This window comes from Amycolatopsis sp. NPDC114478 (assembly GCF_055633805.1).
Window position 1 is genome coordinate 12,731 of sequence record NZ_JBVKDO010000005.1, and the last position, 24,359, is coordinate 37,089.

22 protein-coding genes are annotated in these 24,359 nt (G+C 70.7%); 4 read left to right on the forward strand and 18 right to left on the reverse strand.

Translation table 11 applies throughout. The annotated features are described in order from the left end of the window. The first annotated feature begins 41 nt into the window (after positions 1-41). Positions 42-839 carry an HAD family hydrolase gene (locus tag ACZ7OH_RS15965; protein WP_470281850.1) on the forward strand — a complete coding sequence of 266 codons (798 nt, stop codon included), beginning with the start codon at positions 42-44 and terminating at the stop codon, positions 837-839. A gap of 10 nt (positions 840-849) precedes the next feature. Here the strand turns inward: ACZ7OH_RS15965 and ACZ7OH_RS15970 are convergent, their stop codons facing one another. From ACZ7OH_RS15970 to ACZ7OH_RS15980, 3 genes are all read right to left on the reverse strand, one after another. Further along, positions 850-1,578, reverse strand: a complete 729-nt coding sequence (locus tag ACZ7OH_RS15970; RefSeq protein WP_470281474.1) for a lysophospholipid acyltransferase family protein — start codon at positions 1,576-1,578, stop codon at positions 850-852. Between the two features lie 1,167 nt (positions 1,579-2,745). Then, positions 2,746-4,332 carry a glycan biosynthesis hexose transferase WsfD gene (gene wsfD / locus ACZ7OH_RS15975; RefSeq protein ID WP_470281475.1) on the reverse strand — a complete coding sequence of 529 codons (1,587 nt, stop codon included), beginning with the start codon at positions 4,330-4,332 and terminating at the stop codon, positions 2,746-2,748. Further along, positions 4,329-6,050, reverse strand: coding sequence for a hypothetical protein (locus ACZ7OH_RS15980; protein ID WP_470281476.1), 1,722 nt, complete (start codon positions 6,048-6,050; stop codon positions 4,329-4,331). Before ACZ7OH_RS15980 ends, wsfD begins: the two co-directional genes overlap by 4 nt. 151 nt (positions 6,051-6,201) lie before the next feature. Here ACZ7OH_RS15980 and ACZ7OH_RS15985 point away from each other — a divergent pair, with 151 nt between their 5' ends. Then, on the forward strand, positions 6,202-8,088 hold the full coding sequence (locus ACZ7OH_RS15985; protein WP_470281477.1) for a DUF6541 family protein: 1,887 nt from the start codon (positions 6,202-6,204) through the stop codon (positions 8,086-8,088). A 461-nt stretch (positions 8,089-8,549) separates the two neighbouring features. On the opposite strand, the gene ACZ7OH_RS15990 is transcribed toward ACZ7OH_RS15985, so the two are convergent. The 7 genes from ACZ7OH_RS15990 to ACZ7OH_RS16020 are packed head-to-tail and all read right to left on the reverse strand — an operon-like array spanning position 8,550 to position 14,920. Then, a complete protein-coding gene (locus ACZ7OH_RS15990) occupies positions 8,550-9,530 on the reverse strand; it encodes a lysylphosphatidylglycerol synthase transmembrane domain-containing protein (protein ID WP_470281478.1) in 981 nt (326 codons plus the stop codon). 11 nt (positions 9,531-9,541) lie between these two features. Further along, the gene (locus ACZ7OH_RS15995) at positions 9,542-10,786 is read right to left on the reverse strand and encodes an acyl-CoA reductase (protein WP_470281479.1); all 1,245 of its coding nucleotides are present in this window, start codon (positions 10,784-10,786) and stop codon (positions 9,542-9,544) included. Further along, entirely contained in the window at positions 10,783-11,835 is a 1,053-nt protein-coding gene (locus tag ACZ7OH_RS16000; RefSeq protein WP_400901528.1) for a LuxE/PaaK family acyltransferase, read from the reverse strand. Before ACZ7OH_RS16000 ends, ACZ7OH_RS15995 begins: the two co-directional genes overlap by 4 nt. Beyond that, complete coding sequence (locus ACZ7OH_RS16005) at positions 11,832-13,226, reverse strand: AMP-binding protein (RefSeq protein ID WP_470281480.1); 1,395 nt, start codon at positions 13,224-13,226, stop codon at positions 11,832-11,834. Before ACZ7OH_RS16005 ends, ACZ7OH_RS16000 begins: the two co-directional genes overlap by 4 nt. Further along, entirely contained in the window at positions 13,223-13,954 is a 732-nt protein-coding gene (locus ACZ7OH_RS16010) for a glucose 1-dehydrogenase (RefSeq protein ID WP_400901532.1), read from the reverse strand. Before ACZ7OH_RS16010 ends, ACZ7OH_RS16005 begins: the two co-directional genes overlap by 4 nt. Continuing rightward, positions 13,947-14,189, reverse strand: a complete 243-nt coding sequence (locus ACZ7OH_RS16015) for an acyl carrier protein (RefSeq protein ID WP_400901533.1) — start codon at positions 14,187-14,189, stop codon at positions 13,947-13,949. The genes ACZ7OH_RS16010 and ACZ7OH_RS16015 overlap by 8 nt, the downstream gene beginning before the upstream one ends. 11 nt (positions 14,190-14,200) lie before the next feature. Further along, on the reverse strand, positions 14,201-14,920 hold the full coding sequence (locus ACZ7OH_RS16020) for a UDP-N-acetylglucosamine acyltransferase (RefSeq protein ID WP_400901535.1): 720 nt from the start codon (positions 14,918-14,920) through the stop codon (positions 14,201-14,203). Positions 14,921-15,069: 149 nt separating this feature from the next. Here ACZ7OH_RS16020 and ACZ7OH_RS16025 point away from each other — a divergent pair, with 149 nt between their 5' ends. Together ACZ7OH_RS16025 and ACZ7OH_RS16030 are read left to right on the forward strand one after the other, a co-directional pair. Then, positions 15,070-16,176, forward strand: coding sequence for a DegT/DnrJ/EryC1/StrS family aminotransferase (locus tag ACZ7OH_RS16025; protein WP_470281481.1), 1,107 nt, complete (start codon positions 15,070-15,072; stop codon positions 16,174-16,176). Further along, a complete protein-coding gene (locus ACZ7OH_RS16030) occupies positions 16,173-17,129 on the forward strand; it encodes a Gfo/Idh/MocA family protein (RefSeq protein ID WP_400901539.1) in 957 nt (318 codons plus the stop codon). Before ACZ7OH_RS16025 ends, ACZ7OH_RS16030 begins: the two co-directional genes overlap by 4 nt. On the opposite strand, the gene ACZ7OH_RS16035 is transcribed toward ACZ7OH_RS16030, so the two are convergent. The 8 genes from ACZ7OH_RS16035 to ACZ7OH_RS16070 all read right to left on the reverse strand — a co-directional run bounded on the left by ACZ7OH_RS16035 (position 17,126) and on the right by ACZ7OH_RS16070 (position 24,318). Beyond that, the gene (locus tag ACZ7OH_RS16035; RefSeq protein WP_470281482.1) at positions 17,126-18,517 is read right to left on the reverse strand and encodes a M20/M25/M40 family metallo-hydrolase; all 1,392 of its coding nucleotides are present in this window, start codon (positions 18,515-18,517) and stop codon (positions 17,126-17,128) included. The two genes, ACZ7OH_RS16030 and ACZ7OH_RS16035, sit on opposite strands and share 4 nt — an antisense overlap. 40 nt (positions 18,518-18,557) lie before the next feature. Further along, entirely contained in the window at positions 18,558-19,265 is a 708-nt protein-coding gene (locus ACZ7OH_RS16040; RefSeq protein WP_470281483.1) for a hypothetical protein, read from the reverse strand. Then, a complete protein-coding gene (locus ACZ7OH_RS16045; RefSeq protein ID WP_470281484.1) occupies positions 19,262-19,768 on the reverse strand; it encodes a SigE family RNA polymerase sigma factor in 507 nt (168 codons plus the stop codon). Before ACZ7OH_RS16045 ends, ACZ7OH_RS16040 begins: the two co-directional genes overlap by 4 nt. A gap of 229 nt (positions 19,769-19,997) precedes the next feature. Further along, complete coding sequence (locus tag ACZ7OH_RS16050; protein WP_470281485.1) at positions 19,998-20,381, reverse strand: hypothetical protein; 384 nt, start codon at positions 20,379-20,381, stop codon at positions 19,998-20,000. A 9-nt stretch (positions 20,382-20,390) separates the two neighbouring features. Continuing rightward, positions 20,391-21,017, reverse strand: coding sequence for an acyltransferase (locus ACZ7OH_RS16055; protein ID WP_470281486.1), 627 nt, complete (start codon positions 21,015-21,017; stop codon positions 20,391-20,393). Continuing rightward, on the reverse strand, positions 21,004-22,200 hold the full coding sequence (locus ACZ7OH_RS16060) for a glycosyltransferase family 4 protein (RefSeq protein WP_470281487.1): 1,197 nt from the start codon (positions 22,198-22,200) through the stop codon (positions 21,004-21,006). The genes ACZ7OH_RS16055 and ACZ7OH_RS16060 overlap by 14 nt, the downstream gene beginning before the upstream one ends. Before the next feature lie 32 nt (positions 22,201-22,232). Then, positions 22,233-23,162, reverse strand: a complete 930-nt coding sequence (locus tag ACZ7OH_RS16065) for an NAD-dependent epimerase/dehydratase family protein (protein WP_470281488.1) — start codon at positions 23,160-23,162, stop codon at positions 22,233-22,235. A 22-nt stretch (positions 23,163-23,184) separates the two neighbouring features. Continuing rightward, on the reverse strand, positions 23,185-24,318 hold the full coding sequence (locus tag ACZ7OH_RS16070) for a DegT/DnrJ/EryC1/StrS family aminotransferase (protein WP_470281489.1): 1,134 nt from the start codon (positions 24,316-24,318) through the stop codon (positions 23,185-23,187). Between the last annotated feature and the right edge of the window lie 41 nt (positions 24,319-24,359).

Sequence of the window (24,359 nt, forward strand, 5' to 3'; positions counted from 1 at the left end):
CCGAACGTGTCAGGGACAATGGCGGGGTGGAGAGACCCCAGTTGATCGCGTCCGATGTCGACGGCACCCTGCTCGGCCCCTCCGAATCGCTCAGCGCCCGCACCATCGCGACCGTCCGCCGGGCGATCGAGGCGGGCGTCCCGTTCGTGCTGGCCAGCGGCCGGCCGCCGCGGTGGATCGCGCCCGTGGCCAAGCCCCTCGGCCTGACCGGTTACGCCGTGTGCGCGAACGGCGCCGTCCTGTACGACTGCGGCCTCGAGGAGGTCGTCGCGGTGCACGGGCTGCTGCAGCCCGAGCTGCTCCACGACATCGGGCACGCGCTCGACAAGGCCGTCCCCGGCTGCCGGCTGGCCGCCGAACGCGTCAGCACCGACGCCGACCACGAGATGCGCAGCTTCGTGATCGAGCCGAAGTACCACAACCCGTGGGGCGACGGCGAAGGCCGCACGGCGCCGCGCGCCGAGGTGCTCGGCCACCCGGCGATCAAGCTGCTGGTCAGCCACATCGGGATGTCGTCGGAGGAGATGGCGGACGCGGTCAACGCGCTGTTCGACCGCGAGGTCGACGTCACCTACTCATCCTCGGGCGGGCTGGTGGAGCTGTCCGCGCACGGCATCACGAAGGCGACCGGCCTGGCCGACGTCGCCGAGCGGCTGGGCGTCGAGCGGGAGGGGGTGATCGCCTTCGGCGACATGCCCAACGACGTCGAGATGCTGCGCTGGGCCGGCCACGGCGTCGCGATGGAGAACGGGCACCCGCGGGCGCAGGCGGTGGCCGACGAGATCACCGGCCCGGCCGGTGAGGACGGCGTCGCGCAGGTTCTCGAGCGCTGGTTCTGACCGTCTTGTTCTAGCGCCGGTCGAGCTCGGCCGCCTCGGCCGGGGTCGGCGCGGTCCCGCCCAGGTGGGCGGGCAGCCACCAGCGCTCCTCGTCGGAGGCGGGCTGGTCCGGGTAGCCGGCCTGGGCCCGGTCGAGCAACGCGCTCATCCGGGTGCGCAGCTCCTTCGTCACGACGTCCCAGTCGTCGCCCTTGGCCGGGTGCATCGGCTCGCCGATGAGGATCGAGATCGGCACGTGCCGGCGGGTCAGGTCCTTCGGCCGGCCCTTCGTCCACAGCCGCTGCGTGCCCCACAGGGCCATCGGCACGACCGGGACGTTCGCCGCCGCGGCCATCCGGACCGCGCCCGACTTGATCTCCTTGACGGTGAACGACCGGCTGATCGTCGCCTCCGGGAAGACGCCGACGACCTCGCCGGCCTGCAGCTTCCCGAGTGCCTCGCGGTAGGAGGCCAGGCCTGCCGAGCGGTCGACGGAGATGTGGTGCATCCCGCGCATCAGCTGCCCGGCGATCCGGTTGTCGAAGATCTCCTTCTTCGCCATGAACCGCGTCAGCCGCTTGGCCGGGCGCGCGCCGAGGCCGCAGAAGATGAAGTCCAGGTAGCTGACGTGGTTGCAGGCGATGACCGCACCGCCGTGGCGCGGGATGTGCTCCGCGCCCTCGATCGTGATGCGGTTGTCCAGTACCCGGAACATCGTCCGGGCCGCCGCGATCACGGGCGGGTACACGAGGTCAGCCATCGCGCCAGGTTACGGGACCGTAGGTTCTTGGCGACCGTTCAAGCGGTGAAGGCCACAAACCGGGCGAAGCTCACGCCGAACGAACGACCACTAGGCTTTCGGCGTGGGGACAGTGATCGAATCGCCTGTGCGACGAGCCGGCCACCGAGTCGCGGTGTACCTGGGCCTGGCCACGGTGACGCTGCTCAACCTCATCTCCTACGCCCCCGTGCAGCCGAACGCGCACGAGAAGGCGTGGGGCGACGCCGTCGAGTACTACGCGATGTCGGTGCAGACCGGCGCCCGGGTCGACAACCCGTTCGCGCTGCGGATGCTCAGCCCGTGGCTCGTCCACACCGTCAACCGGTTCACCGGTATCTCGCTGGACTCGGTGTGGCTGGGGTTCACGTTCGTGCTGGTCCTGGCCGCGGCGATCGTCTTCTTCGAGTTCCTCTGGGTCCGCCTGAACCTGCGGCTGTACACCTCGGCGCTCGCCGCGGTCGCGTTGGCCTGCACGTTCTGGTACGCGCCGTACGCGTTCAGCAACCCGTACCTGGTCGACCCGCTGAACAACCTGCTCTACCTGCTCGCGCTGTGGCTGCTGTTCGACCGGCGGCTGATCTGGTTCGCGCTCGTGATCGTCGTCGGCGCGATCAACAAGGAGACGACGCTGCTGCTCGCGCCGCTGTACCCGCTGGCGGCGTGGACGCGGTCGCGGTCGCTGCGGGACAAGCAGGTCATCGGCGGGCTGGTCGCCGTGGTCGTCGCGGGCGGCCTGTACTTCGCGTTCCGGCTGTGGGCCCAGGCGCTGATCGGCGGCGACTACGGGTTCGGCGCCGGCCAGGCCAACAGCGGCCTGCTGGGCAACATCCGGTTCGCCCTGTCGTCGAACAAGGGCGTGGACCAGGCCGCGCTGTACAGCACGTTCAGCTTCTTCTGGCTGATCTTCGCCTACGGCCTCTACCGCGAACACCGGCGCAGCGGCACCAAGAGCCTGCTGCTGGTGTCCAGCGTCTGGCTGGGCCTGTGCTGCCTCGCCGGGCGGCTGGTCGCCACGGACACCCAGCGCGTTTTCGTGATGATGGCGCCGCTGGTCCTCGGGCTGGTCGCGGTCGTGCTCGACGAGCACCGCGGCGAAGCCCGGCGCATCTGGGTCGGCGTGGTGTTCTTCCTGTACCTGGCCGTGAACTACCAGCTGGCGTCGTCGTCGACGATCTTCCTGGTCGGCTTGGCCGGGCTGCTCGTGTTCGTGCTGCTCGAGGTGCCGCCGTTCTGGCCGAAGCCGGCGCCGACGCGGGTCCCGTCGGCCGACGACGGCCCGCCGACCGAGGAGTTCCTCCCCCACCGCGGTTCGCTCGACCGCGACTGAGGCAGCGCCGCCAGGACCAGCGCGAGCAGGATCGTGAACAGCGCGACGGACTGGTGCTTGACGCCCTCGATGCCGTCGCCGAGGGCCGCCGTGCCGAACTGCGTCAGCGAGACGGCGAGCAGGAACAACAGCACGACGCCCAGCGGACCGCGGCGCTGCACCCACGCCCTGACCAGCACGAACAGCCAGATCGGCACCAGTGCGAACAAGCCGAGCGGGCTGATCATGCGGGTCAGCCACGACACGACTGGGACCCGGTACTCCTGCGCGTGCGGCGCGAAGCCGGCCTCCTGGTCGAAGCTGCCGAGGTAGTCCGGGCGGGCGGTCAGCTGGTCGGTCGCGGCGCGGTCCAGCACCTCGAGCGTCCGGCCGGGGTGGCTCGCGAAGAAGCCCAGGACGTTCTCGCGGGTCATCTTGTCGCGGTAGGTGGGGTAGAGCGGGTCCAGCGTCACCGGGTGCGGGTGCCACCAGCCGTTGCCCGCGTACTGGGCGAACGACGGCGGCAGGCCCAGCGCGGCGAGGTCGGCCTGGGTGTCGTGCCGGCCGTCGACGATGTTCAGGAAGATCGAGTTGACCATGTTGATCTCGCGCGAGTCGTCGCCCGGGAACGCGGTGTACGTGCCGTCGGGCGCGCGGGCGGGTTCGACGCCCTGCTGCGCGAACAGCGTCACGGCGCCGAGGGCCCCGATGACCAGTGCCGCGGCCGCCCACCGCTTCGCCCCGCGCAGCGCGCCCGGCCGGACGAGGAGCACCGCGAGCGCGAGGATCGGCAGGATGATCAGCATCTGGACCTTGGCGTTGACCGCCAGGACGCCGCCGGCGAACGTCACCGCCATCCCCGCGTAGCTCCACCGGCCCTCGCGCGCGGTCAGCAGCAGGCCGCCGGCGATCAGCAGGAGGCCGAGGAAGGCCGCGCCTTCGCCGAGGATCGCCGCGAAGTAGCCGAAGAACGCCGAGTCGGCGACGACCAGCAGGAGCCCGGCCGCGACGGCCAGCCGGACGCGGACCGGGTACGGCAGGCCGAGCACGATAGCCGTCACGGCCGCCGCGGCGATGATGCTGCTCAGCAGGCCCAGCACGACCAGGCTCAGCGTCGTGGGGAAGCCGGCCAGCCGGGCGAGCCCGACGGACGCCTCCGCCAGCCAGCTCTGCGTCAGCAGGTAGGTGGGCCGGCACGGCGGCGCGCCCGGCGCGGCGGTGTAGGCGAGGTGGACGAACGGCTCGGGCAGGCCCTTCCAGGTGATCCCGGCGCCGCAGAGCACGCGGCCGCCGTCGCCGTTGTTCGACATCGCGATCGGCCGCGGCACCAGGAACCGGACCACGAAGAGCAGGAGCGACGTCCCGAAGACTCCGATCCCGAGCCGGGCTTCGGCACCCAGGCGCGCTTTCGGGACGTCGAGCTTCACGAAGGACAGGGTACGTAGCGGAAGTCCGGGCCCCGGTCCAGGTCCGTGACCACCGACTTCGCCTGCTCCGCGCGCGGGTAGACCGAGACCCAGTAGGGCGTGCCGACGCGGCGGAAGGTGGCGACCTCGTACTTGCCCGCGTAGACCGGGTCGATGACGCAGTGCTGGTGGTCGGCGTAGCCGCTGTCGGCGGGCACGGCGACGGTCGGGCGGCGGCCGTTGACGACGTAGTCGTAGTCGGTCGCGACGCCGGCGGCGTGCCGCCCGTCGCGGGCGATGTGGTCGTCGGTGCGGCCGAGGACGTCGACGATGAGCAGCTGGCCGCCGTTGGCGGCGAGCGCGCCGGGCGCGGCGGCGCTGACGACCGACCCGGGCGGCAGGTACTGGCCGAGCCAGCCGCCGATCGCGCTGAGCTCGTCGCCGTGGGCACGCCAGTCGCGCACGCGGTCGAGCATGTCGGGGCTGAACACCGAGACGAGCACGGCGATGCCGGCGAGCCCGCAGGCGGTCACCGGCACCAGCCGCGTCGCGGCGGGCCACGCCCTCGGCCGCGGGGACGGCTTCGCCTCGGCGTCCACGGTCAGCACGCCGTAGGTGGCGACGCTCGCGACGGCGATCAGCGGCGGCACGGGGGCCAGCACCCGCCACGCCGGCCCGGGGTCCCCGCCGATCAGCACCGCGGCGGCCGCGAGCCCCACCGCCATCGCGAAGAGCAGCCAGATCAGCGTGCGAGCCTCGGCGGCTGTGACAACCGGGGCTTCGCCCCGGGCCGGGGGCTCCGCCACCCGGAACCCCCGAAACGCGGGCTTGGTGCGACGCAACAACAGCGCGACCGCCGCGACCAGGCCGAGCAGCAGGAAACCCTGGTGCGCCAAGGCAAACCCGGACAGGTACGGCCAGCCGGCGTCGACCTGCGAGCCGAGCGGACCGCCGAGTTTCGCGGCCAGCGGCGCCGGGAGGAAGTGCTGGTAGAACGTCGCGCGCCAGGCCAGCCGCGGGATCAGGAACACGAGCGCGCCCAGCAGGTAGCCCACCGGTGCCCACCAGCTGTGCTTCTTCTTCAGCGCGGCCCCGACCAGCCAGAGGCCGGCGAGCACGCCGGCCACCAGGCCCTCCGGGCTGGTCATCACGGCGAACGCGACGAGCACCCCGGCGACCACCGGCCGGCGCGCCACGAGCGAGTAGCAGACGGCGAGCAGCAGCAGGACGAACAACGCGACCTCGGAGCCGGACGGCCCGTAGACGGCCAGGCCGCCGGCGCTCGCGGTCAGCACCGCGGCGGCGACGCCGATCGCCGGGCGCGGCTCGGCACCGGCCGGGGCGGCCGCCGCGACGATCCGGTTGACCAGGAAGCAGGAGAGCAGGACGCAGCCGAGCGCGGCGACGACCCCGAACACGACGGCGGCCGTCCGGACGTCGGCGCCGAACGCGGCCCGCGGGAGGGCGATCAGGACCAGCCAGAGGAAGTTCGTGTAGCCCTCGACGCGTTCACCGGGGTTGAACACCGGGCCGTTCCCGTCGGCGATGTTCTGCGCGTAGCGGAACGACACGAGCGCGTCTTCGGTGACGGTGGCGAACAGCAGCTGGTGCAGCAGCGAAAGTCCGAGCGTGAGGGCGAGGACGAAGCCGCGCCAGCCGCGGTCGGTGTCGAGGCGTCCCCAGGTCAGCACCACGATCGCGGCGAGGACCAGCCACGCCACCACGACCGCGTAGACCACCCGGCCCCCTCGTGAAGATCGCTCCGCCCGGCGTCAGTCAAGCAGGGAAACGCACTGGTCAATATAACCCGTTCGGGTATCGCGACGGAGTGTCGCGTTCGGACTCCAACCCCGGGACCGCGCACTGATCATCGGCGGCTTAGTCTCCAGCGTGCTCTCCGTGTGCGTTGCCATTGCCGTCATCGCCGTCCCGGGCCTGCTGACCGGCCTTGCCGTGGGACTGCGCGGCTGGGCCCTGGCCGGGTTGGCACCGTTGCTGAGCTACGCGATCGGCGGTTTGACCGGCCCGTGGACGGCGGCGGTCGGGTGGTCGTTCACCCCGCTGACGTACGCCCTTTCGACCCTGGTGTTCACCGCGATCGGTTACGGTGTCCGGAAACTGACGGTCCGCCGCTGGGCACCCGAGCCGGAACCCGGGCTGTGGGACCGTCGCGGGCACCTCGCGGTGGGCACGTGCCTGCTGTTCGGGGCGGCGGTGGGCTTCTACGCGACGCTGCGCGGACTGGGCCACATCGGCGCGCTGCCGCAGGGTTTCGACGCGGTGTACCACGGCAACGCCGTCCGCTACATCGCCGACACCGGCGACGGCGGCCTGTTCGGCACCGGGCACGTGAACTGGTACGGCGACGCGCTGCCGGTGTTCTACCCCAACGCCTACCACCTGCTGGCGTCGGTGACTTACCGCCTGAGCGGCGGGTCGATCCCGGCAACGCTCGACGCGAACACGCTGCTGCTGCCGGGTTTGCTGGCGTTGTCGTTGGTGACGCTGGTCCGCGAGTTCCGCGGGCGCGCGGTGTTCGCGGGCGCGGTGGCGCTGACGGCGGTGGCGCCGGTGATGGGCGTCTACGAGTCGATGGACCGCGGGCCGCTGCTGCCGTTCGCGCTGGGTGTGACGCTGACACCGCTGGCGGCGGTGGCGTTGCGGCGGTACCTGGATCGGGTCGCACCGGACACGGGGTTCGTGCTGCTGCTCACGGCGGTGGGGTTGCTGTGCATCCACTCGTCGACGCTGTTCGGCGGGATCCTGTTCGCGGGACCGGTGCTGGTGCAGCGCTGGTTGTCGTCGTGGCGGCGGATCGGGCGTGACCTGCTGGCGCTGCTGCCGATCGCGGTGGTGTCGTTGCTGGTGGCCTGGCTGCAGTTGTTCGGAGCGCTGGGCCTGGCCACGGGCGACGTCCCGTACTTCGGCTGGCCGAGCGAGTGGCGCGCGTCGACGGCGTTGGGTGCGTTGCTGAGTTTCCAGCACTTCGAGGCGCACCCGCAGGTGTGGCTGTCGGTGGCGTTGTTCCTGGGGATCGTGTTCTTCGCGCGGGCGGGGGCGTTGCGCTGGATCGGCCTGACGGCGGCGGTGACGGGCCTGGCGTACATGGTGGTGGCGTCGTCGAACGCGCCGTGGGTGATGGCCCTGTCCCGCCCGTGGTGGGACGACCCGTACCGCTTCTTCTCGATGGCGGCGATCCCGCTGTGCGTGCTGGCGGCGCACGGGTTGGCGTCGACGCAGGCGTGGCTGCGCGAGCGGTTGCCCGAGCGCGTGCCGGCGGTGGCGGTCGCGGTGGTGGTGCTGCTGGGTTTCGTGGTGCTGTCGAACGGGTTGTACTTCCGCTCGAACGGAGAACGGGTGTACACGGGCTACCAGGCGGCGGACCCTTCGCAGTTGCACGTGACGCCGGGCGAGGAAGCGGCGATGGTGGAGCTGGGCAAGCTGGCGGCCCCGGGCGAGTGGGCGATGAACGACCGCTTCGACGGAACGGCGTGGACGTACGCGCTATCGGGGGTCCGGACGGTGGCGGCGCACTACGACCAGACTTTGCCGCCTTCGGACGCGCGGTTGCTCGCGGAGCGGTTTCGCGACTACGACACGGACCCGGCGGTGCGAGCGGCGGTCAAGCGGTTGAACGTGCGGTGGGTGATTTTGGGGGTGCCGTTGCCGGCGCCCGCGGAGCCTTATCAGCCGGGGTTGGTGGGGTTGGCGGGGAAGCCGTTTTTGAAGGAGGCTTGGCGCAATTCGGACGCGGTGATTTACCGGCTGGTGCCTTGAGGTAAAGCAAGTGGTCGGCAGCAGAGAAGCAGCTCGCCGGGATCGACCACCGCACCGGGGGCGCGCGGCCTCCCAAGCCGCTGCGAAACCGCACACAGCCGAAGGTGGTCCGTCGAGGCCCCGAGCCGGAACAAGCTGATCCTGATCGCCGGTCGGGTTCCGTGATCGGAACCCGGTGGCCGCCCCAGGACGCCGGGCAGCCCCTTGGCCAGTCTATCGGCGGCAGGCGACAAAAAGGCCGGTTCAGCTCCCCTGAGCCGAAGTTGTCCACATGTGCGTCGAGGCTGTGGATAGCTTGGGGACAGGTGGTGGACAACTCTGGCGTGGCCCGGCGATCTGCCCACTGACCAGGCGTTACATGCTGCAGAGCGCGGTCTGGGACGGGCTCGGATTCCGCCGTCGAGCGAGGTTGGACGCAAGTCGGCGCGAGCGGTTGTGGATAAACCACCAGCGGGCTCGGGTCAGGCGGAGGTGACCGCCGGGCGGCGGGTTGAGCGGGCCGCGATCGCTGCCATGCCCGCCGTCAGCAGGTCCGCCACCGTGAACATCACCCGGGAGGCCACCGCGAACGCCGTGGCCTGGCCGACCGTCAGGCCGCTCGCCGTCAGGACCGCTACCTGGGCCACCTCGCGCACTCCCACTCCGCTCGGGAGGATGAACGCGAACGTGCCCACCGTCATCGCCACCGCCATCGCGCCCACGCACAGCACGAACCCGCTGAAGCCCGGCGTTCCCACCGAGTTCGCCAGCAGCCACAGGTGGATCCCCTGGAGGCACCACGCCGCCGTCGAGGCGCCGAAGACCTTGCCCACCACCTTCCAGCCCAGCGGGTGGGCCAGCGGGGGGCGGCGCAGCAGCTTCAGCACCAGGGACGTGCCCCACGTCAGGATCTTCGGGTGCAGCATCGCCAGGCCGACCGGGATCAGCACGAACAGCCACATTGCGCGCGGGCTGTTGCTGAACACCGCCGGCGCGGCCAGGAGCGAGACCACCAGAGCCGACACCACGCCGACGCCCAGCTGGATCAGCGAGCCCGTGAAGATGCGCGCGCGGGCCAGGCCCGCCTTGCGGCCCAGCTCCATCTGCAGCAGGTACGCCCAGACCGATCCCGGGACGTACTTGCCGAGCGAGCCGACCAGGCAGATCTGCGCTCCCCGGGCGTAGCCGATCGGCTTGCCCAGGTCATCGACCATGACCTGCCAGCCCCACGTCGACACCATGATCGCCGCGACCAGGGCCACCAGGCTGAGCAGGGACGACTGCCACGCCACGTCACGCAGCGTGTGCCAGAACTCGCCCCAGTTCGAGGCCAGCTGCTTCGCCGCGAAGCCGATGACCAGCAGGATCGCGACCCATCTGACGACGTCGAGGATCTTCGCCTTGGTGGACTTCGGCTGCTTTCCGGCAGCAGGAAGATCCTCTGGCGTCTCAACTGTCGTCATCGACGGTCTCCTCAGGCCTGCACCGTGACCAGTCGGCTGAATTCGGCCAGCAGATCGTAACCGTCCCAGACCGCGGAGAACGTCAGGGCGCTGCCGAACGGCACGATCCGGTCGACGCCGCGGCCCGCCAGTTCGTACGCAAACTCCGTCAGCTCTTCGGCCGTGAAGCCGAACTGGCTGACCGTCTGGTCCTTGCGCAGGACGATCGGCACCAGGTTGGACAAAGTGGACACTCGCGCGTTCGCGAACGTGCCCGCGCCGAGCCATTCGCGCGGCAGGACCGCCGGGTCGGCCAGCTCCAAAGTGGCCAGCCCGTTGCCGTCGAACGCGATCTCCTTGACCAGCCCGTCGACCGCCGCGCCGTACGCCGACACCCGCTTCTGGACCGCCATCGCCGGCTCGGTGACGTGCTGTTTCGTCTCCAGCACCGACGCCAGCAGCGTCCGGAACTCCTGGCCGGCCGCAGCCGCACCGGCGGCGTCACCCACCCAGAACACCGCGCGCGGCGACGAGCAGGCGGCCTGGTCGAACCAGTACGAGTCGTTGTAGAAGCCCTCGGCGGCCGAACGGCGCTCCTCCGCGGACGCCCGCTGCCAGCCCGCCACCGAAGCGACGGCGAACGACGAGCGGTCCGGGAACGTCAGGTCACGCGCGTGCGGCGCGAGCGGGTACTTGCGCAGCGCCGCGACCGAGCCGTCGCCGCCCCAGATGACGCGCAGGTCGGCGGCCAGCGACAGGGCGCCGCTGACCTCGTCGCTGCGGTCGTACGTCACCATGCGCTGGGTCGCGCGGATCACGTCCGCGACCGAAGAGTCCACTTCGGACAGCGCCGCGTTCAGCGCCTCCAGCACCGCTTCGGCGGCCCCGGCCGAGCGCGACGACACCCGCACGACGTTGTGGTTACCGGCCAGCGCCGACAGCGCCCACGAGTAGACGAAGATCGTGTCGACGTTCGCCGGCGGTACGTGGAACACCAGCCCGCGCGGGAACCGCAGCGCGCCACCATTCGTGTCCAAAGTGGACAACGCCTTGGCGATCTCGCCCTTGCGCAGGAAGAAGCCGAGCGACGCCAGCTCCGGGAACCGGCGCGCGGTGGCCGGCGCCAGCAGCTTGCGCGCGAACTTCGTGATGAACTCGACGACGCGCGGATCGCCGACGCGCAGCCGGCCGCCCGGCGGTGCGGCGCGCAGCTCGTCGACCAGGTCGCCTACCGAAACCGCATCCGACAAGGGAAAACGCTGCGTCAGAGAAGTCACGCCGCCGCTCCCGAGAACGTGTCCGAGCACCCGCGGGCCTCGGCCTTCGGCAGTCGGCCGAGCACCGAGAAGTGCTTGCCCGGCCAGTCGCCGTCGTCGATGCCGTTGTAGACGCCGAGGTCTTCGGTCAGCAGCACGTGTCCCGGGTACGACGTCGGCAGCGTCGAGACGACCTCGATCACGCCCGGCTCGCCGACCGGCTGCTCTTCCCACGTCTCCGGGTTCCGGATCACGACGTCGGCGAAGTCCGGGCAGTACAGCGAGTTCCCGGACGGCCCTTCGAGGAACACCGTGCCGATCTGCTCGATCATCCCGTAGTAGTTGTGGATCCGGGTGAGCCCGGTGTCCTCTTTGAACCGGCGGCGGAACTCGGTGTTGTCGACCGCGCGGTCGATCAGCTTCTTCCAGCCACCGGAGTGGATCAGGATCCCGTTCGACAGGTCGAGGTTGTTGTCCCGCGCGACCTCGTACAGGTACAGCCACACCATGAACGTGAAGCCGAAGATCAGGAACGGCTTGTCGCCGTACTCGGCCAGGAACTTCTTGACGGCCTCGACGTCCGGCTGGTCGTTCTCGTCGAGCACGTAGGTGTGCTTGCGGCCGAAGTTCGCCATGCCCAGCACACCCGCGCCGCGCGCGGAGAACGACCGGCGGTTCTTGATGATGCCGATCGTGTCGACCATCAGCATCGGCAGCCGCTCGCCGCCGAGGACCTCCTGCAGCGTCGCGCCGAGCTGTTTGGTCTGCGCGCCCGCGGCCACCTTGTCCAGGTAGATCCGCGACGCGCCGGCGCCGGTCGTGCCCGACGACGTCAGTGTCTTGAAGACCTCGCTGTCCGGTACCGACTTCAGGTCGTGCGTCTTGAACATCCGCACCGGCAGCCACGGCAGGTCGGCGATCGTGGCGAACGAAGCGTCCGGCGCGATCCCCAGCGACGACAGGATCCGGTCGTAGCCTTCGGAGTTCGCCCGGTGGTGGGCCGTCAACGAGGCCAGTTCGGGCAGCAGCAAGGCCTCCCGGTCGGCCTGCGACCGAGTGAACACGCTCATACCTTCGCCTCCAAGGACCGGTAGTCGATCTTGCCGCTGGCCAGCAGCGGCACGGTGTCGATCGGGCGGACGTCGAACCCGCTGACGTGCAGGTGCAGCCGCTCGGACAGCGCCCGCGACGCGTCCTTGCAGATGCCGGCGTCGGCACCCTCGGCGAACAGCACCACCTTGTCGCCGGCGGGGACCGCCGCCACCACGTCGATCCCGACCGCCGCCGTGCGCACGGCTTGCTCGAGGTCGTCGAGGCTGACGCGGTTGCCGAACACCTTGCCGATGCGCTTGAGCCGCCCGGTGATGAACAGGTACCCGTCTTCGTCGAGGTACCCGAGGTCACCGGTGGCGAGCACGCCGCCGTATTCGTCGCCCTTGGCCAGGCCGGACTCGTCGTCCGCGTAACCCAGCATCACATTGGGCCCACGGTAGACGACCTCACCGACAATTTTCGGGTGCGTGGTCTCCGAGCCGTCGTCCCGGCGGACCGCGAACTTCCCGCCCGGCAGCGCCGGCCCGGCGGAACCGAGCTTTTCGGCCAGTTTTTCGGCGGGCACCGTCGTCATCCGCGGCGCCGCCTCGGTCTGGCCGTACATGACGTACATCCGGCCGCCGACGGCGAGCATCTTCTCGTTGAACTCGGCGATCAGCTCGTCGCGCAGCTTCCCGCCGGCCTGCGTCAGCGTGCGCAGCGTCGGGTACTTCGCGGGGTCGAACTTGAGCCGCCGCAGCATTTCGTAGTGGTACGGGACACCCGAGAGGGACGTGACGCCGTAGGTGGTCACCGCGTCCCAGAACCCGCGGCCGAGCACCCCGGACGGCTCGATCACGACGGTCGCGTCCCGCACCAGGTGCGAGTTCAGCACCGACAGGCCGTAGCTGTAGTGCAGCGGCAGGCAGGTCGGCGCGACTTCGTCGGAATCGATGTGCAGCACCTGCGCGATGGCGTCGGCGTTCGAAAGGATCGCCTGCCGCGACAGCCGGACGAGCTTCGGGTTGCCGGTGGACCCGCTGGTCGGCAGCAGGACGGCCAGGTCGGGGTGCGGCTGGACGCCCTCGTCCGAAGAACGGACCCAGTCGGAGCCCTGGACGCGGTACCCGTCCGGAGCGTCGCCGGACGCCGACAGCACCGCCGCCGGGCGGAACCGCGCGACCAGCCCGGCCAGCACGTCCGCGTCCAGCGCCGGGTCGATCAGCGCGATCGCCCGGCCGGATTCGAACGCACCCAGGTAGGTCAGCACGCTCGGCAGGTCGACCGCCATCCGCGCGAACACGACGCCGACCGGCAGCGCAGCGAGCGCCTCCATGGAGCGGCCGACCTCGGCCGACAGTTCCGCGCCCGCCAGCGTGCGGCCCCCGGCCACATCGACCAGCCGGGCTCCCGCACCCAACAGCGTCACAGCACCAAGCCTCCGTCGACGCCCAGCACCTGCCCGGTGATGAAGGAAGCTTCATCACTCACCAGGAACCGGATCGCGTTCGCCACGTCTTCCGCCCGGCCCAGCCGGCCGAGCGGCGTCTTGCCGGTGTTCTCCGCCTTCGCGTCCTCGCTCAGGCCCGCGGTCAGGTCGGTCTCGATCACGCCCGGCGCGACCGCGTTGACGCGGATCCCGGACCGGCCGAGCTCCTTCGCCGCCGACTTCGCGATGTTCGCCACCGCCGCCTTCGACGCCGCGTACACCGTCTGACCAGCGCTTCCGTACTCGCCGACGATCGAGGCGAGGACGACGATCGAGCCGGTCTTCTTCCGCATCATCGCCCGGGCCGCGGCCTGGACGGTGTGCAGCGTGCCGGCGACGTTCGTGCTCAGCGTCGTGTCGACGAGCTCCTCGCGGATCATCCCGAGCAGCGCGTCTTCCATGATCCCGGCGTTGGCCACGACGATGTCGAGCTTGCCGTGCTCCTTCGCGACGCTCCTGACCAGCGAAGACACCGCTTTTGCGTCGGTGACGTCGAGGGCGAGCCCGGCCGCCGCGCCGGCCGCCGAAGCGGCTTCCTTGGCGCGGGCTTCGTCGCGGCCGGTGAGCACCACCGTCGCGCCCGCTTCCGCCAGAGCGCGCGCGGTGGCCAGGCCGATCCCCCGCGTCCCGCCGGTGACGAGCGCGACGCGACCGGACAGATCAGGCATTCTTCGCCTGCAGCTCGGTCACCATGTCCACGGCGACCTTGAAGCTGGACATGTCGATGACCTGGTCGGTGTCGAACTCGACGTCGAACTCGTCCTCGATGGCCGCGACCAGCGCCATGTGGCCGACCGAGTCCCACGCCTCGATGTCGCGGTACTTCAGGTTCTCGACGTCCACGTCACCGTCGAGGTCCAGCGCCTCGACGAAGACCTCGCGCAGCTTGGGGGCAACCGACATGTGCATGACTCCTAGTGCTCTTCGCGCGGGCGGGCGTCCCACGCCTTTACCAAGGTAGAGAGGTCGCCGGGCAGCGTGACGTCCGGGAGACCTTCCTTGCCCTTCAGCCACGGCCCGAGGGCCTCGATCGTCTCCTCGTCGAGGCCGCGGCGGGACAGGCCCACGACGTTGACGCCGGTCACGCGGGCCGGGTTGCCGACGGCGATGGTGAACGCGCCGATCTCGCGCCGCACCGCCGAGCCCATCCCGATCATCGCGCCGGGCCCGATCACGACCTTCTGGTGCAGGATCGCGCCCATGCCGAGGTTGGCGCCGTCCCAGATGTGGCAGTGGCCACCCGTGACGGCGTTGGACGCGATCGTCACGCCGTCGCCGACCAGGCAGTCGTGCGCGATGTGGGAGTTGCGCAGGAAGTAGCCGTCGCTGCCGACCGTCGTCGTCCGCCAGGTCCCTTGGTGGACGCTCACGTACTCGCGGATCCGGTTGCGGCTGCCGATGACGACGCCGTGGCCGTCGTGATCCGGGTCACCCACCGGCGCGGCCTCCCAGGCGGCCGGGTGGGGGCGGCCGCGGTCCTCGCCGGGCGTGCCGATCGTCACGTGCGGGCCGATCCAGTTGCCGTCGCCGATCCGCGCCGGCCCGACGATCACCGCGAACGGCCCGATCACGTTGTCGTCGCCGAGTTCGACGCCTTCGCCGAGGACGGCGGTCGGGTGGATGCGGTTGGCCACGGGTGGTCGTCCGTTCGTCGGCGGCTGGGTACTGGGCGTGCTACCGCGCCCGGTAACGTGTGGCCCGCGTTGTTGCAGGGCGGCCGGGCGCAGAACCGGCGGCTCACTGTACCGGACGCGCCGAAATCGCCTGCCGAGAGAGACAGCCCATGATCCCCATCACCGTGGTCGACGTCCGCGACGCGGAGGACCTCGTCGTCGAGGTGCTGCGCTCCGGCGCCATCGCACAGGGACCGATGGTCAAGCGCTTCGAAGACGCCTTCGCGGCGGTCTCCGGGACGAAGCACGCGATCGCGGTCAACAACGGGACGACCGCGCTGGTCGCCGCCCTCCAGGTCCTCGACCTGAAGCCGGGTGACGAGGTCATCACCTCGCCGTTCACGTTCGTCGCGACGCTCAACGCGATCCTCGAGGCCGGCGCGACCGTCCGGTTCGCCGACATCCGGCGCGACGACTTCGCGATCGACCCGGACGCCGTCGCCAAGGCGGTGACCGGCCGCACGAAGGTGCTCATGCCGGTGCACCTCTACGGCCAGACGGCGGACATGGGCAAGCTGGCGCCGCTGGCCGCCGAGCACGGCCTCCAGGTCATCGAGGACTCCGCGCAGGCCGTCGGCGCGTCGTTCGAGGGCAAGCAGGCCGGCTCGTTCGGCATCGGCTGCTTCTCGCTGTACGCGACGAAGAACATCACCACCGCCGAGGGCGGCGTCATCACGACGGACGACGACGCGCTGGCCGACAAGCTGCGCGTGCTGCGCAACCAGGGCATGCGCGCCCGCTACCAGTACGAGGTCGCCGGGCACAACTACCGGATGACCGACCTGCACGCCGCCGTGGGCATCCCGCAGCTGGCGAAGCTCGACCAGCTGACCGCGGCCCGCCAGGCGAACGCGAAGCGGCTCTCGGAGGGCCTCGCCGGGACGCCGGGCCTCGACATCCCGCAGGTGCTGCCGGGCCGCGAGCACGTGTGGCACCAGTACACCGTGCTGGTCGGGCCGCACGCGTTCCTCTCGCGCGACGAGCTGGCCGCGGCGCTCACCGAGCGCGGCATCGGCAACGGCATCTACTACCCCAAGATCGTCTTCGACTACGACTGCTACGCGGGTCACGACCTGATCCCGGGCGCGCGCGTCGAGGACTTCCCGGTGGCGCAGGCGGTTGCCGCGCAGGCGCTTTCGCTGCCGGTGCACCCGCACCTGACCGAGTCCGACCTGGACACCATCATCGAAACCGTTCGCGAGGTACTGGGCGCATGACGCATCGGATCGCTCTTGTCGGCACCGGGAACATGGGATCGCTGCACGCCCGCGTGCTCGCCCAGAACGAGCGCGTCGACCTGGTGCGCGTGATCGATCCGCGCGAGGAAGCCGGCAAGGCGGTCGCCGACCGGTACGAAACGCAGTGGACGCCGGAGATCGGCGAACTGTCCGATGTGGACGCTGTCGTGCTCGCCTCGGCCACCGAGGTGCACTACGACCTGGCGCAGGAGATCTTCCGCCAGGGCAAGCCGATGCTGGTCGAAAAGCCGGTCTGCAACAGCTTCGAGAAGTCCCAGGAGATCGTCGCGCTGTCGGCGAAGAACGACATCCCGCTGATGTGCGGGCTGCTGGAGCGCTACAACCCGGCGGTCATGACCGCGCGGGCGCTGGTGCAGGAGCCGGTGCACCTGATGGCCCGCCGCCACGGCCCGTACGCGCCGCGCATCAAGACGGGCGTCGCGTGGGACCTGCTGGTGCACGACGTCGACCTGGCGATCCAGTTCTTCGGCGGCGCGACGCCTTCGCGCGTGACGTCCGGCGCGGGGTACTTCCACCCGTCGTCGGTCGACGGCGCCGAGGACACCATCGAGACGGTGCTGTCGTTCCCGACCGGCCTGGCCACGGTGTCGGCGTCGCGGCTGGGCCAGAAGAAGGTCCGCTCGCTGGTGGTGTCGGAGCTGGACCGGCTGATCGAGATCGACCTGCTGCGCCGCGACGTCACGATCTACCGGCACGTCTCGCACGACTCCGTCACCCCGGACGGCCTCGGCTACCGGCAGCAGACGGTGATCGAGATCCCGGAGCTGGTCACCGCGCGCGAGCCGCTCGCGACGCAGCTGGACCGGTTCTGCGACCTGCTGGAGGGCAAGATCGACGCGGACACCGAGCGCGACCTGATCCTGCCGTCGCACCACGTCGTCGAGCAGGTCCTGACGCAGGCCGCGGCCTAGCTCACCGGCACCGGGAAGGCCGCCGGGCTCCGGCGGCCGTCCGGGCCCACCGCGCGGACGGCGAAGAAGACGTTGTCCTTGGACAGGTCGATCTTCGCCGTCAGCGCCGGGCCGACGTCGAGTGCGTGCGTCCAGTCCGGGGCCGTCGTTTCGCGCCAGAGGACTTCGTAGCCGGCCGCGCCCGGGGTCGCGTCCCACAGCAGTTCCGAGTCGTTCGTCAGCGCCGCTGTGCGGATCTTCACACCCTTCGGCGTTCCCGGCGCCGTCGCCAGCGACCACAGGGCCGCGCCGTTGACCCGCGCGACCCGGGCGATGAACGGGAAGTCGCAGAACTCCGGCAGGTCGCCGTACTGGACGCCGTTCTCGACGCGGACGTCCTGGTGCTGGTGCGCGAAGTCCTCGGCGGGCTCGGTGAACCGCGCCGCCGGGTAGCCCTGCTCGAGGAAGCCGATGTGGTCGCCGCCGCGCAGGTAGCGGTCGCGGCGGTAGATCACCCGGACCGCCATGCCGGTCGCGTCGTTCTCCGCCACCGACTCGACGAACCGGGCCAGCTGCCGCGGCGGTGAGTCGTTCTCGCCGCCGATGCTGCGGCGCAGGTTCGCCTCGGCCGGCGTCTCTGCGGTCGGGACGCCTTCGGCGAACAGCCGGATCGTGAACGGGTCGCGCGTGCCGTCGTCGGCCCGGCTGGCGCCGACGATGTCGTCGGTGAACATCCCCTGGACGTCGGTGCCGGCGGCCTTGAACTGCTGCGCCAGGTGGCGAGCGCCGTACAGCCCCTGCTCCTCGCCCGCGACGGCGGCGAAGACGATCGTCGCGGCCGGCTGCCGGGTCGAAAACACGCGTGCCAGTTCCAGCGCGACCGCGACGCCCGACGCGTCGTCGTCGGCGCCCGGCGCGTCGGCGGTGGAGTTCATGACGTCGGTGCAGCGTGAGTCGTAGTGCCCCGAAACGACGTACACGCGGCCGGGGTCCGTGGACCCGTGCAGCGTCGCGACGACGTTGGTGATCGTGGTCGGCACCGGGATCCGGTCGGCCGGCGGCTGGACGTACGACTGCAGCTCGACGGTCAGCCGGCCCTCGGACGCGGCCGCGAGCCGCTGGTACTGCGCGAAGATCCAGTCGCGCGCGGCACCGATGCCGCGCACCGGGTCGTCCTGGGCCGACAGCGTGTGCCGCGTGCCGAACGCGGCCAGCCGCCGCACGGTCGCCTCGATCCGCCGCTCGTCGACCTGCCGCAGCAGCGCGCGCAGGTCCGGGCCGGGACGCTGCGGCCGGACGGGGGCGCCGGGGCCGCGGTCGCCGAGTTCGGCGGCGCCCGCCGGGACGCCGACCGTGGACGCCGCCATCGCCGCGGCCGAAACGGTGAGGAACGCTCGTCGAGAGGTCACGGTTGGGTTCTTACGCCCGCGCGGTGCCGCCGGGTACCGCCTACTTGGTGAGCCGCTTGCCGGCCGCGTCGTAAGCGATCAGCGGGGTCAGGACCGCGGCGTTCGGCACAGTGACGGGGTCGAACCAGAAGACGACGACGTTCGGGTCCTCGGTCCACTTCGCCAGGCTGGCATCGACGGTCTTGCCGTGCACCGTGGTCGTGATCCGCGCGACCTGACCGGCGAAGTAGCCGAACACCGGGATCACGTCGGTGCCGGACAGCTCGCCGCCGTCGGTGGCGTGGAAGCCGAACGACCGGTCGGAACCGCGGAACTCGTTCGTCATCAGCACCGACTGCAGCGTTCCCCCGGAGCGGAAGCCGACCACGAGCCCGAAGTGGATGTCCGGCAGCTGCGGCAGGTCGACCGCCCGCGCGAAGAAGACGATCTCGCCGCGGCCGGTTTGGATCCCGGTCCCGATCACGCCCCCCATCGGCTGCTCCGCGGCGGGCGCGGGGGTCGTCGAGGTGGCCGGCACCGGCGCCGGCGGCTGCGCGACCGGCGCTGGCGCGGGCTGCCGCAGCTGGACGGCGAAGACGAACACCAGCACGACGACGGCCGCGGCGGCGATCCCGGCCGCGCCGGTCAGCAAGCGGCGGCGACGCCGGATGCGCGTGCCCCCGGCCATGATGGCGGCGAGGTCCGGCTCGGCGAAGGGCTCGTCGGGCGGCTGCCGGAGGGCGGCGCGGAAGTCGTCGAGGTCGTTCATCGCCCGCTCCCTCCGATCAGGGTGTCCTCGCCGGCCTCGACCCGCAGCTTGGCCAGCGCCCGCGAGTTCGTGCTCTTCACGGTACCGAGCGAAACGCCGAGCTCACGGGCCACGTCGGCCTCGGGCAGGTCGAAGAAGTGGCGCAGCACGACGACGGCGCGTTCGCGGTCGGTCAGCGTCCGCAGGACGGCGGTGAGCCAGGCCCGCTGGGTGACGGCTTTGTCGACGTCGTGCCGGTCCGGCCGGTCGGGCACGGTTTCGGTGGCGTACTCGCGGATCGGGCGCCGCCAGCCGTCGATGACGTGGTTAACCAGGACGGTCCGGGCGTAGCCGTAGGCGTCCTTGTGGCGGACCCGCGCCCAGGCGGCGTAGGTGCGGGTGAAGGCGGTCTGGGCGGCGTCTTCGGCCTGGTGGCGGTCACCGGTGAGCAGGTAGGCGGCGTGCGTGAGCCGGGCCGAGGAGGCGCGCACGAAGTCCGCGAACTCGTCGTCGCCGCGCGCCATGGGTCACCTCGTTCCGTCCTTTCCCAGCGACGGCCGGGCCGCGGAAAGGTTGCTTCCCGATCTTGCGAACGTTGTGTAATCGATATCTCGCGCTCGGTCACGAAGGACTAGATTGTGCTGCGTGCGCCTCCGTGCGCAAGGGCTTCGCCGCCGATGATCGGGCGGTTCCACGACGGCGGCGCCGGCGACCCACGCCGGCGCTGCCGTCATCCAACCGGCGGAGAGAGCGCTATCGCCGCCCGGCGAGCCACCGCCATCGGCGGCGCTCGGTGACCAGTGTGGCGGCCGCGAGCACGGCCACGGCGACCGCCGCCCAGGCCGGCCAGGCGAGCCACGAGCTGACGACCGCGGCGACGAGCTGGAGCAGCACCAGCAGGATCGTGACCCACCCCGGCACCGCGACCAGCACCTTGGCCTTGTCCCCCGGCGTGGCGAAGCAGGCCGGCAGGCCGACCAGGACCACCACCGACAGGGCCGCCAGCAGCCAGGAGTGGCCGGCCAGCGCCCACGGCGTGGCCACCCAGGCGACGAGTTCCGTCGCGAAGCGAAGCACGGCGGGGAGGCGGTCGTCAGGCCGGTCCGAAGCCGCTTCTTCCCCAGTGGCGTCGAGCACCCGCCAAAGCTACTCCGAGAAATCGCCCGACGGCGCGCCCCAGCCGGACGCTTCCGCGCCGCGTTCCTCCGCGATCGCGCGGCGGCGGGCGTTCTCCGTGCGGACCCGGTCCACTTCGGACTGGATGTACTCTTCGTCGTACCGCTGGAACACCCGCGCCGGATTGCCGGCCACCAGCGTCCGCGGCGGGACGTCCTTCGCCACCACCGAGTTCGGCTGCACCGTCGCGAAGTCGCCGATCGTCACGCCCGCCATGATCACCACCAGGCCGCCGATGAAGCAGCCCTTGCCGATCTTCACCGGCTTGCGCTCGATCAGGTCGCTGCCCGAATGGTTCTGCAGCGTCATGTTCGCGAGCCAGCTCGAGTGCGTGAAGATCAGCGTGTTCAGGCCGATGCTGGTGTGCTCGCCGATCTCGAGCCCGCCGCTCGCGTCGAGGGCCGCACCTTCACCCACCCAGCAGTGGTCGCCCATCTTCAGGTTCTCGGGGCTGATGATCTTCACGCGCTCGCGTACGCGGCACGTCGAGGGCAGGCCATAAAAGGCAGCCCGCTCGGCGTCGTTCATGTACTGCGAAACGAGCTCGGTCAGGATCTGCGGGCGCAGCCGGTGGCTGCGCTCGTCATCGAAGAACATCGGCTTCCGACACCAGCTTCTCGAACGTACGGAGGTGTTCTTCCGCGACGACGTCGAGGCCGAAGTTCGACCGCACCATCTCGCTCTCGCGCTGCGCGATCAGGGCCCGGCGGTCCGGGTCGTCGAGCAGCTCGATCACCGTGCGCGCCACGGCTTCCGAGTCGTCGGGGCGCACCAGCAGCACGTTCTCGCCGTTGCGCAGCTCGATGCCCGGGTAGTTGTCCTCGGTCACGGACGCGATCGTCGCCGTCCCGGACAGCATCGCCTCCAGGGACGCCGTGCCGCAGCCGCCGTTGAGGTCGTGCGTGACGATGTCCGCCGCCGCGAAGTACGCCGGCACGTCCGCCTTCGGCACCGCGCCCGTCACCACCAGTGCGTCCGAGACACCCAGTTCGGCCGCCCGCTTGAGGAACGCGTCGTGGTACACGCGGCCGACGACGACCACCCGGACGCCCGGGTGCTTGTCCAAAATGGACGGCAGCGCCTCGATCAGCGGCAGCCGGTTGCGCAGCGGGATGACGTGCCCGAGCGAGACGATCAGCGGCGCGTCGCCGATTTCGTGCTCCGCGCGGACGTCCTTGGTCACCGGCTTCTCGAAGTGCCCGGTGTCGACCGCGATCGGGAAGTACTCCGAGTTCGCGTCGCTCGTGCCGTACCGCTCGACGCAGTAGTCGACGCCCAGCTTGTCGAGGATGACGTAGCGAGGCCGGAGGTACTTCAGGATCGGCTTCACGAGCACCGCGTCGAGCAACCGGAACACACCGCCGTACAGCTTGTTGTCGCTGATCAGCAGCGTGTGGATGGTCAGCAGCGTCGGCACGCCGTGGCGGCGCGCCCAGATCCCGGCCAGCCACGACAGGTCGAAGAACTGGCCGTGCAGGTGGATCGCGTCCGGCTTGAACTCGTCCAGCAGCTTCCACAGCCGCCGCCAGTTGCCCGGCCGCAGCGACGCGAAGCTCATGTCGAAGTCGATCGACAGACCGACCTGCGGCATCTTCACGGCGGGGAGGCGTACGACGCGGTAGTTGTCGCGCTCCTCCTCGGCCGGGGCGTCGGCGTAGGCCGCCGTGATGGCCAGGACCTCGTGCCCGGCCGCCACGAACTGCGCCGCCAGCGACGCCGCCATGTGCGCGCTCCCGCCCACGCGGGGCGGGAAGAAGTTGTTCACCACCGCGATGCGCATCGCACGTCCTCGGGCCGGCCCCGCGGTGGCACTCACTCGGATTCCTTGACCAGTTCCCGCATGCCGTCTTCGACGGTGATCCGCGGCTCCCAGCCGAGCACCTCGCGGGCGCGGGTGATGTCCGCGGCGCGCCGCGAGACCAGCACGTCACGCTCGTTGAACAGCGGCTCGACGTCGACGCCGACGGCCTCGATGAGGATCTTCGCCAGCGCCGCGATCGACGTGTCGATGCCGGTGCCGATGTTGATCGGAACGTTCGCCTGCTCCGACTCCAGCGCCGCGACGACGGCCCGCGCGAGGTCGGTGACGTGCACGAAGTCCATCGACTGGTCGCCGCGGCCGTCGATGATCGGCGGCTGGCCGGCGCGCAGGCGCTGGATGAAGTGGTTGATCACCGACGTGTAGTAGGCCTCGATCTTCTGGCCCGGGCCGTACACGTTGAAGAAGCGCAGCGCGTTCCAGGACAGGCCCTTGGTGCGCTCGTAGAAGCCGAGCATGTCCTCGCCGGCGCGCTTGGAGATGCAGTACGGCGTGAGCGGGCGCAGCTCGTCGTCCTCGTGCATCGGCAGCCGCTTCGGCTCGCCGTAGACCGACGCGGTCGAGGCGAACACCAGGCGCTCGACACCCTCGTCCGCGGCCGCGGCGAAGACGTTGTGGTTGCCGATCATGTTGATGTCGATCGACTCGTGCGGGTCGGCGATCGACTTGTTGATCGACACCGTCGCGAAGTGAATGACGTGCGTGCAGCCGCGCATGGCCTCGCGCACCGCGCCGCCGTAGCGGACGTCCTTCTCGACCAGCTCGACCTGGCCGGTGGCGACGAACTCGTTGACGCGGGCGCGGTCGCCGCGGGTCATGTTGTCGAAGATCCGGACCGTGTAGCCACCCTCGATCAGCAGCGGGATGACGTGCGCGGCGATGAACCCACCGCCCCCGGTGAAGAGCACCTTCTTGTCGGACACCAATTTCTCCTCGGTAGGGGCTTCAGGACAGGGACTGCACGGCTTCGCGCACGACCTCGCCGACGCGGGTGACCTCGGCGTCGGTGAGGTTGGCGTGCATGGGGATCGCGAGCTGGCGCGCGAACGCGTCGGCCGAGACGGGCAGCGGCGCCTGGGGACCGTAGATCGGCTGCAGGTGCGAGGCGTAGGTGCCGAAGTTGCACTGGACGCCCGTTTCGCGGATGCGCAGGGCGAGCGTGTCGCGGCTGATCTCCGGCGCGACCGTGAGCAGGTAGGCCTGCCACGGGTGCTCCCGATCGGACAGTTCCACCGGGACGGTCAGCGCGTCGATGTCGTCGAACGCCTCGTGGTAGCGCTTCGCGACCGACCGGCGGGCGGCGAGGAGGTCCGGCAGCCGGTCGAGCTGGACGTTCATGATCGCGGCCTGGACGTCCGACATGCGGAAGTTGTAGCCGAGCTCGTGGAACTCGGGGATCGGCAGCGCGTTCGAGCCTTCGCGGCTGATCGCCGGCTCGATGCCGTAGGTGTGCAGCTTGCGGGCGTGCGCGATGAGGTCTTCGCGGTCGGAGACCAGCGCGCCGCCCTCGCCCGCGGTGATGCCCTTGCGGCCGTGGAAGGAGAACGCGGCGAGGTCGGCGAGGCTGCCGGCCGGGCGCGTCTTGTACGTCGCGCCCGCGGCGCACGCGGCGTCCTCGAAGAGCCAGAGGCCGTGCTTGTCGGCGATCGCGCGGTACTCGTCGAAGTCACCGGGCTGGCCGGCGACGTCGACGGCGAGGATGCCGACCGTCCTCGGCGTGATCAGCGCTTCGACGTGCGCCGGGTCCGCGCTGAAGACGTCCGGGCGGATGTCGGCGAACACGGGGGTCGCACCGGCCTGCACGACGGCGTGGCCGGTGGCCGGGAACGTGTAGTCGCCGACGATGACCTCGTCACCCGGCTGGACGCCGAGGACCTTGAGGCCCAGGAAGAGCGCGGAGCCGCAGTTCGCGGTCGTCAACGCGTGCGCGGTGCCGGTGACCTGCGCGAACCGCTCTTCGAAGCGGCGGCACGCCGGTCCGGCCCCGGCCAGCCAGCCGGATCGGAAGACCTCGGCGACGGCGGCGAGCTCCTCTTCGCCCACGGTCGGCTGACCAAGGGCAATGCTGTCGGTCGACATACCTCTCCCATTGCGTGGGGACCCGGCGAAGTGTATAGACG